4 protein-coding genes and 4 pseudogenes are annotated in these 8,218 nt (G+C 56.4%); 5 read left to right on the top strand and 3 right to left on the bottom strand.

All coding sequences use genetic code 11. The features are described from left to right. The 3 genes and pseudogenes from MUW49_RS18260 to MUW49_RS18250 form a co-directional block, all read right to left on the bottom strand. Positions 1-593, bottom strand: a pseudogene (locus MUW49_RS18260) (IS5-like element IS5B family transposase); the annotation flags it as partial. 91 nt (positions 594-684) lie between these two features. Beyond that, positions 685-1,715 (bottom strand): annotated as a pseudogene (locus MUW49_RS18255) (IS630 family transposase). A 161-nt stretch (positions 1,716-1,876) separates the two neighbouring features. Further along, the gene (locus tag MUW49_RS18250; RefSeq protein ID WP_082030023.1) at positions 1,877-2,884 is read right to left on the bottom strand and encodes a substrate-binding domain-containing protein; all 1,008 of its coding nucleotides are present in this window, start codon (positions 2,882-2,884) and stop codon (positions 1,877-1,879) included. A gap of 201 nt (positions 2,885-3,085) precedes the next feature. Between MUW49_RS18250 and galE the strand changes: the two genes are divergently transcribed. The 5 genes and pseudogenes from galE to MUW49_RS18220 all read left to right on the top strand — a co-directional run. Further along, positions 3,086-4,099 carry a UDP-glucose 4-epimerase GalE gene (galE, locus tag MUW49_RS18245; protein ID WP_021141160.1) on the top strand — a complete coding sequence of 338 codons (1,014 nt, stop codon included), beginning with the start codon at positions 3,086-3,088 and terminating at the stop codon, positions 4,097-4,099. A gap of 60 nt (positions 4,100-4,159) precedes the next feature. Beyond that, a pseudogene (locus MUW49_RS22125) lies at positions 4,160-5,219 on the top strand (UDP-glucose--hexose-1-phosphate uridylyltransferase). After that, a complete protein-coding gene (gene galK / locus MUW49_RS18230) occupies positions 5,216-6,364 on the top strand; it encodes a galactokinase (protein ID WP_021141162.1) in 1,149 nt (382 codons plus the stop codon). The pseudogene MUW49_RS22125 and the gene galK overlap by 4 nt, the downstream one beginning before the upstream one ends. A gap of 20 nt (positions 6,365-6,384) precedes the next feature. Next, a complete protein-coding gene (pykF, locus tag MUW49_RS18225) occupies positions 6,385-7,797 on the top strand; it encodes a pyruvate kinase PykF (RefSeq protein ID WP_021141163.1) in 1,413 nt (470 codons plus the stop codon). A 26-nt stretch (positions 7,798-7,823) separates the two neighbouring features. Beyond that, a pseudogene (locus MUW49_RS18220) lies at positions 7,824-8,013 on the top strand (IS1595 family transposase); the annotation flags it as partial. Positions 8,014-8,218: the final 205 nt, after the last annotated feature.

Below are 8,218 nucleotides of genomic sequence, written 5' to 3'. Positions count from 1 at the left end.
GCCGCGGTGGTGACTAGGCTGTGGGTCAGGCCACTCTTGGCATCGACACCAATGTGGGCCTTCATGCCAAAGTGCCACTGATTGCCTTTCTTGGTCTGATGCATCTCCGGATCGCGTTGCTGCTCTTTGTTCTTGGTCGAGCTGGGTGCCTCAATGATGGTGGCATCGACCAAGGTGCCTTGAGTCATCATGACGCCTGCTTCGGCCAGCCAGCGATTGATGGTCTTGAACAATTGGCGGGCCAGTTGATGCTGCTCCAGCAGGTGGCGGAAATTCATGATGGTGGTGCGGTCCGGCAAGGCGCTATCCAGGGATAACCGGGCAAACAGACGCATGGAGGCGATTTCGTACAGAGCATCTTCCATCGCGCCATCGCTCAGGTTGTACCAATGCTGCATGCAGTGAATGCGTAGCATGGTTTCCAGCGGATAAGGTCGCCGGCCATTACCAGCCTTGGGGTAAAACGGCTCGATGACTTCCACCATGTTTTGCCATGGCAGAATCTGCTCCATGCGGGACAAGAAAATCTCTTTTCTGGTCTGACGGCGCCTACTGCTGAATTCACTGTCGGCGAAGGTAATTTGATGACTCATGATGAACCCTGTTCCATGGCTCCAGATGACAAACATGATCTCATATCAGGGACTTGTTCGCACCTTCCCTAAATAACTGATCCCAATAGTGCTACACCTTCGCTGTACCATAGCCATTCCCCGGGAAAGGAGACACGGTATCCATGAAGTGTTTCACTCGGGCCAGCAGGCTGGCCATTCCTCTGCATTGATGATTGCGCGTGATGGTTTCATGTAACTTGTGCCACAGCCGTTCGATGTGATTAACCCAAGGGCTGTAAACTGGCTGGAACACCAGGCAGAACTTGGGGTTCTTCTTCAACCATCGCTCGGTCTGTTTGCTTTTGTGAATGATGTAGTTATCGAGGATCAGTGTGATGGTTTTGGCTCGTCGGTAGTGGCGACGCAGCTTTTCCAGCATGGCGATAAACAGCGATGAGTTTTTCTTTATCCCGCTGACGTAAAGTACTCTTCCATTGCCTGCATGGAGAACGCCTGCCAGGTAATGTTTGGCGTTCTTTCCAGGTGTGACAACCCGCTTTTGCTGCGCTCTGAACATCCAGTCGGCCCCTAATTTGGGATTAAGGTCTATATCGACTTCATCCTCATAAAACACCGGATTATCTGCATCACAGCGGGCCAGTGCCGCGTCGATATTAGCCATTTTCTCCTGATAGGCAGGGTCTTTTATCCGCAAGGTCGGCACGGGCCTTCGCCAGACAATGCCCATACGCGGTAACCATCGGCGGAGCGTGGAGGCTGCCATATTGAGCCCCATTAACGATTGATTTTGATAGCCAATAGTTCGGTACACCAACGGCTGCGCTGATAACCAAAATCTTGCGGAGAAAACTGCATGAGCAGCACCAGTAAGGTGACAATCTTGGCGACAGGTAAGATCGGGGCACGGCCAGCCGGTAAGGCTTCTAACGCCCCCACACCTTCATCCCGATACCACCGAAGCCAACGGCCGATGGTCGAGCGAGCAGCGCCGGTAAGGTGATGAACATCAGTGATCGTGCGTCCTTCATGTAACAGCAAGATGGCCATCAAGCGACGAGCATGCCCTTTATCACGCGTGGCATGGATGATTTTGTGAATGCGGCGCCGTTGTGGTCGTGGCAGGGGTGGTAGGATAGGCATCAACTCAGTCCTTTTGGTGTGGCTTGTTTTGTTTCGCGCCTAATGAGATCGCACAAACTGGACTGAGTTCCCTTCCTCCTGTGATCTACTATTCGGAACAGCTATTTAGTTATTAGCACACAAAATGATTGACTTATGCCGCGGGGAAAACTAACAAGTTGTCATTCCGACATAGGACGAGCGACTGACTGACGATTTATTAGAAGTGGTGTATATATACGAGAGTGCTCGGGTGAAGACTCCCCACGAATCAAGGCAAGTGATAACCTTGTGGCCTGAGCTGCCATCAACTCAATAGGGTAACGCATAGTCGTTAGTTTAGGACGCAAATATCGAGCATAGATAATGTCATCAAAGCCTATCACGGACACTTCTTCCGGAACTTTGACTCCATTATCAGCCAGTACAGAGAGGGCGCCTGCCGCCATAGCATCATTGTAGGTTACTATAGCTGTAAGCTTTGCTCCTTTGGCGAGTAGGTTCAGCGTCGCCTGCTCCCCCCCTTCTTCATTTGGTTGGGCAAATTCAATCAACTCATCACTTGGAGCAATCCCTGCGCATATCAATGCATCCCGATAACCATTCAAGCGTGACTCTGCATCCTCGATAGGTCGATTTGAACCCAGATAAGCAATTTTGACATGTCCCTGCGCCAATACATGCCGAGTGGCTAACGTGGTTCCTTGCTGGTTATTCAATGCGATACAACGCACCTGAAGAGCTGGAATGTAACGATTAATCAATACCAAACCAGGAATGCGCTCAGCATATTGCAGCAATTCGTCATCAGATAATGCCTTGCTATGTACAACAAGCCCTTCACAACGGCGAGCAATCAACAACTCTATTGCTTCCCGTTCAGCGTCTGCTGTATGTCGTCCATTTCCCATCAACAAATGCAGCCCCTGCTCCGTAGTAACAGTGCCTACACCTTTCACCAATGCCCCAAAGAAGGGATCCGCCACGTCCCCAACAACAACACCAAAGGTATCACAACACTGGTTAGCTAGGGCCCTGGCATTTGCATTAGGAGTGTAACCAAGCTCAGTTATTGCTCTCTGCACTGCGACCCGGGACGCTGCGCTGGCTTTTGGCGAATTGTTCATCACTCGTGAGACCGTTGCCACCGATACATTGGCTAACCGAGCGACGTCCTTGATGGTACTCATACTGTTTTCACTCATTTTCACATTATAGTTAAACACTATTATACCCTTGAAAGTAATTGAAAAAAATAGAGAAAAATGATCTTGCAATGTAGTCTCACACTAAATTAGTGTAACCGCTTACACTGATTTGTAGATGAGCTCACAGTTTACGTCGAGGCCTCTCGTTTAGACTGTTACCAATGTTTTTATATGGAGAGCAAGATGAATGTTCTAGTCACCGGCGGTTGCGGATATATCGGCAGCCACACCTGTCTGGCCCTGCAAGCGGCAGGCATGAATCCCGTGGTGGTCGACAACCTCGGCAACAGCAAGCGCAGCGTGCTGGCCCGAGTCGCCGCCATCAGCGGCCAGCAACCCCAGTTCTATCAAGGGGATATTCGCGATGCCGCCCTGCTGGAGCGGATCTTCGCCGAGCAACAGATCGATGCAGTGATCCACTTTGCCGCCCTCAAAGCGGTCGGTGAATCGACCCGCATTCCACTGGATTACTACGAAAACAACCTCGGCGGCACCCTCACCCTGCTGCAGGCGATGAAGCGGGCCAATGTGCACAATCTGGTGTTCAGCTCCTCGGCCACCGTCTACGGCGATCCCGCTAGCCTGCCGATCCGCGAGGATTTCCCTCGCTGCGCCACCAACCCCTACGGGCGATCCAAGCTGCTCATCGAGGAGATCCTCGAAGATCTGCAGCTGGCCGAGCCCCACTGGAGCATGACCCTGCTGCGCTACTTCAATCCGGTCGGCGCCCACGACTCGGGCACTATGGGTGAAGACCCGCAAGGGATCCCCAACAATCTGATGCCCTATATCACCCAGGTGGCCATCGGCCGTCGCGACTGCCTGTCGGTCTTTGGAAACGATTACCCCACGCCGGACGGCACCGGCGTGCGCGACTACATCCACGTGATGGATCTCGCCGAGGGGCACGTCAAGGCACTGCAACACTGCGCCGGCAAGGGTGGTGTACACACCTACAACCTGGGCACCGGCCAGGGCCAGAGTGTGTTGCAGCTGGTCACCGCTTTCTCTGCCGCCTGTGGCAAGCCGCTGCCATTTCGCATCGAACCGCGCCGCCCGGGCGATATCTCCGCCTGCTGGGCCGATCCGGCCAAGGCGCAGCGTGAGCTGGGCTGGCAGGCGACCCGGGACATAGACGCTATGTGCGCCGACAGCTGGCGCTGGCAATCCGCCAATCCGAACGGTTACGAAGAGTAGGTCTGCCTGCTCCCCGGTAATAAACGACTTTATTTTTCAATACATTATTCAGGAGAGATGATGTTCAACCCCGTCGATCATCCCCATCGCCGCTTCAACCCGCTGACCGGCCAGTATGTGCTGGTCTCCCCCCACCGGGCCAAACGCCCCTGGCAGGGACAGGTGGAGAAGGTGAGTCAGGCCCCCAAGCAAGCCCACGATCCCGACTGCTTCCTCTGCGCGGGCAACACCCGGGTCACTGGCGACATCAACCCCGACTACAAGAGCACTTTTGTCTTTACCAACGACTTCGCCGCCCTGATGCAGGATACCCCGGCCGCCGATAGCGCCAGCGCTCCCCTGCTGAAGCTGGAAGCCGCCCGCGGCACCAGCCGGGTCATCTGCTTCTCGCCGGACCACGGCAAGACCCTGCCCGAGCTGCCGCTGCCCGCCATCGAGGGGGTGATCACCACCTGGATGGATCAGGTCGCCGAGCTGTCGGCCCAGTGGCAGTGGGTGCAGGTCTTTGAAAACAAAGGGGGCAGTCATGGGCTGCTCCAACCCTCACCCCCACGGCCAGATCTGGGGCAGCGACTTCCTGCCCAACGAGATCGCCCGCGAAGAGCAGCACCAGCGTGACTGGCTGGCCGAGCATGGCCGCCCCATGCTGCTGGAGTATGTGGAGCGGGAGTTGGCGGATCGCTCGCGCATCGTGGTGGAGACCGAGCACTGGCTCGCCGTGGTTCCCTTCTGGGCCGCCTGGCCGTTCGAAACCCTGCTGCTGCCCAAGGCGCACGTCCCCTCCATGCTCAACCTGACCAAGGCCCAGCAACAGGATCTGGCAGTGGCGCTCAAGGAGCTCACCAGCCGCTACGATAATCTGTTCGAGTGCAGCTTCCCCTACTCCATGGGCTGGCACTTTGCACCGCCCAAATCGGATTGCCCCGAGGCGTGGCAACTGCATGCCCACTTCTATCCGCCACTGCTGCGTTCCGCCACCGTGCGCAAATTCATGGTCGGCTTCGAGATGCTGGCCGAAACCCAGCGCGACCTTACCCCCGAGCAGGCTGCCGAGCGGCTGCGCGCTCTGAGCCCCATTCACTACACCCAGACCAGCCACACCAATGAGGAGGCCCTATGACCCCCAACCAACGTGTCAGCACCGTTTTTGCCGAGCAATTTGCCAAAGCGCCCGATCTGCTGGTGCGCGCCCCCGGCCGCGTCAACCTCATCGGTGAACATACCGACTACAACGACGGCTTCGTGCTGCCCTGCGCCATCGACTACGAGACCTGCGTTGCCATCGGCCTGCGCGATGACCGGCAAGTACAGGTGATCGCCGCCGACTACGACAATCAGCGCGACCAGTTCGACCTCGACCAGCCCATCGAGCACCACCCCAGCCAGCGCTGGAGCGACTACATCCGCGGCGTGGTGAAATATCTGCAGGAGCGCGGCTATACCCTGCGCGGCCTCGATCTGGTGGTCTCCGGCAACGTGCCGCAGGGGGCGGGACTCTCCTCCTCCGCCTCGCTGGAAGTGGCGATCGGTCAGGCCTTCAAAGAGGCGCTGGGGCTCGACATCAGTCAGGCCGAGATCGCCCTCAATGGCCAGCAGGCGGAGAACAAGTTCGTCGGCTGCAACTGCGGCATCATGGATCAGATGATCTCCGCCAGCGGCAAAACCGATCATTCCCTGCTGCTCGACTGCCGCTCGCTGGAGACTCGCCTCATCCCCATGCCGGCGGATCTGGCGGTGCTGATCGTCAACTCCAATGTGCGCCGCGGTCTGGTGGACAGCGAATACAACACCCGTCGCCAGCAGTGCGAAGAGGCCGCCCGTCACTACGGGGTCAAGGCGCTGCGCGACCTCGATCTGGCCGGACTGGAAGCGGGCAAAGCCGGGCTGGATGAGGCCTGCTATCGCCGTGCCCGCCACATCGTCGGTGAAAACGCCCGCACCCTGGCGGCCGCCGATGCGCTGGCGAGCCACGATCTGACCCGCCTCGGCGAGCTGATGGCCGAGTCGCACGCCGCCATGCGCGATGACTTCGAGATCACAGTGCCCGCCATCGACGGTCTGGTGGAGATCATCAAGGCCAGGATCGGCACAGATGGCGGCGTGCGGATGACCGGCGGCGGCTTCGGCGGCTGCGTGGTCGCCCTGCTGCGCCCGGAGAAAGTGGCCGAGGTGATCGCAGCAGTCGAAGCCGAGTATCCGACAGTCTCTGGCTTAAAGGCTGATTGTTATGTTTGTCGGTCAACTGATGGTGCTTGTAGAAATTAAATAAAACTAGGAACTCAAAAATGAAAAAGACCAAAATTGTCTGCACCATCGGTCCGAAGACCGAATCCAAAGAAATGCTGGCCAAAATGCTGGACGCCGGCATGAACGTCATGCGCCTGAACTTCTCCCACGGTGACTACGCCGAGCACGGCAGCCGCATCAGCAACCTGCGCGCTGTAATGGCCGAGACCGGCAAGCACGCAGCTATCCTGCTGGACACCAAGGGTCCGGAAATCCGTACCATGAAGCTGGAAGGCGGCAACGACGTCGCGCTGGTCGCTGGCCAGACTTTCATCTTCACCACCGACCAGACCGTGGTTGGCAACAAAGACAAAGTGGCGGTGACCTATGCAGGTTTCGCCAACGATCTGCGCGTCGGCAACCGCATCCTGGTTGATGACGGCCTGATCGGTCTGGACGTCATCGAAATCACCGAGCGCGAAGTTATCTGTAAAGTGCTGAACAACGGTGACCTGGGCGAGAACAAAGGCGTTAACCTGCCGGGCGTCTCCATCAAGCTGCCGGCCCTGGCCGAGAAAGACAAGCGCGACCTGATCTTCGGTTGCGAGCAAGGCGTTGATTTCGTTGCTGCTTCTTTCATCCGTAAGAAAGAAGACGTTCTGGAAATCCGTGAGCACCTGAAAGCCCACGGTGGCGAGAACATCCAGATCATCTCCAAGATCGAAAACCAGGAAGGTCTGGACAACTTCGACGAGATCCTGGCTGTTTCCGACGGCATCATGGTTGCTCGTGGCGACATGGGTGTAGAGATCCCGGTTGAAGAAGTTATCTTCGCCCAGAAGATGATCATCGCCAAGTGCAACAAAGCCCGCAAAGTGGTTATCACTGCCACCCAGATGCTGGACTCCATGATCAAGAACCCGCGTCCGACCCGCGCCGAAGCTGGTGACGTGGCCAACGCCATCCTGGACGGTACCGACGCAGTGATGCTGTCCGGTGAATCCGCCAAGGGTAAGTACCCGCTGGAAGCCGTGACCATCATGGCCACCATCTGCGAGCGTACCGATGCCGTGATGCCGTCCAACCTGTCTGCTGCCAACGACAGCAACAAGCTGCGCATCACCGAAGCCGTATGTAAAGGCGCCGTAGAGACCTCCGAGAAGCTGGACGCCCCGCTGATCGTGGTTGCTACCGAAGGCGGCAAGTCTGCCAAGGCCATTCGCAAGTACTTCCCGAAAGCCTGGATCCTGGCGATCACCACCAACAAGAAAACTGCTGCCCAGCTGGTGCTGACCAAGGGTGTGGTTGCTCACGTGGTTGACAGCATCGCCTCTACCGACGATTTCTATCGCATCGGTAAAGAAGCCGCGCTGGAAATCGGCATGGGTCTGAAAGGTGACGTGGTTGTGATGGTCTCCGGTGCTCTGGTACCGAGCGGCACCACCAACACCGCTTCTGTTCACGTTCTGTAACGATTGCCTAGCAAACTTTAGGCTACTGGCGTCATCGCTTTTGCGTGCGATGACCGGACATCAAGCCACACGGGAAGAAGGTATCGTTGAGGTTGACGAGACCTTCTTCCTTGACTCTTTAGAGGGACAACGGGGACTATCACATTCGGCACAACATCGTGGTGGTCAAGGTCGAACTCATGGAACCGGGCGGGTTGCATCACATTAATGGTGGTCCTTGGCGCTTGCAAGCCACCACGCAGATTTACTGTTGAAAACGCTGAATGCCAAGACGTTGATCATGTACAGGATCTTTAGCTACAACCAATTGAAATAGATAGAAAAAAGGCTTCGTTTGTGATCTGATTTAATCGCAAAAAAAAACCGACACACCCGAAGCCATGACTATTATCAATGCAACCCAGTACCTCAAGCAACTTCT

The sequence above is a fragment of the Aeromonas sp. LsrichE-8G genome (assembly GCF_022869435.1).
Lineage (GTDB): Bacteria > Pseudomonadota > Gammaproteobacteria > Enterobacterales > Aeromonadaceae > Aeromonas > Aeromonas caviae.
The sequence above is the reverse complement of the archived record's forward strand: the minus strand, read 5'-3'. Positions and strand labels throughout refer to the sequence as shown.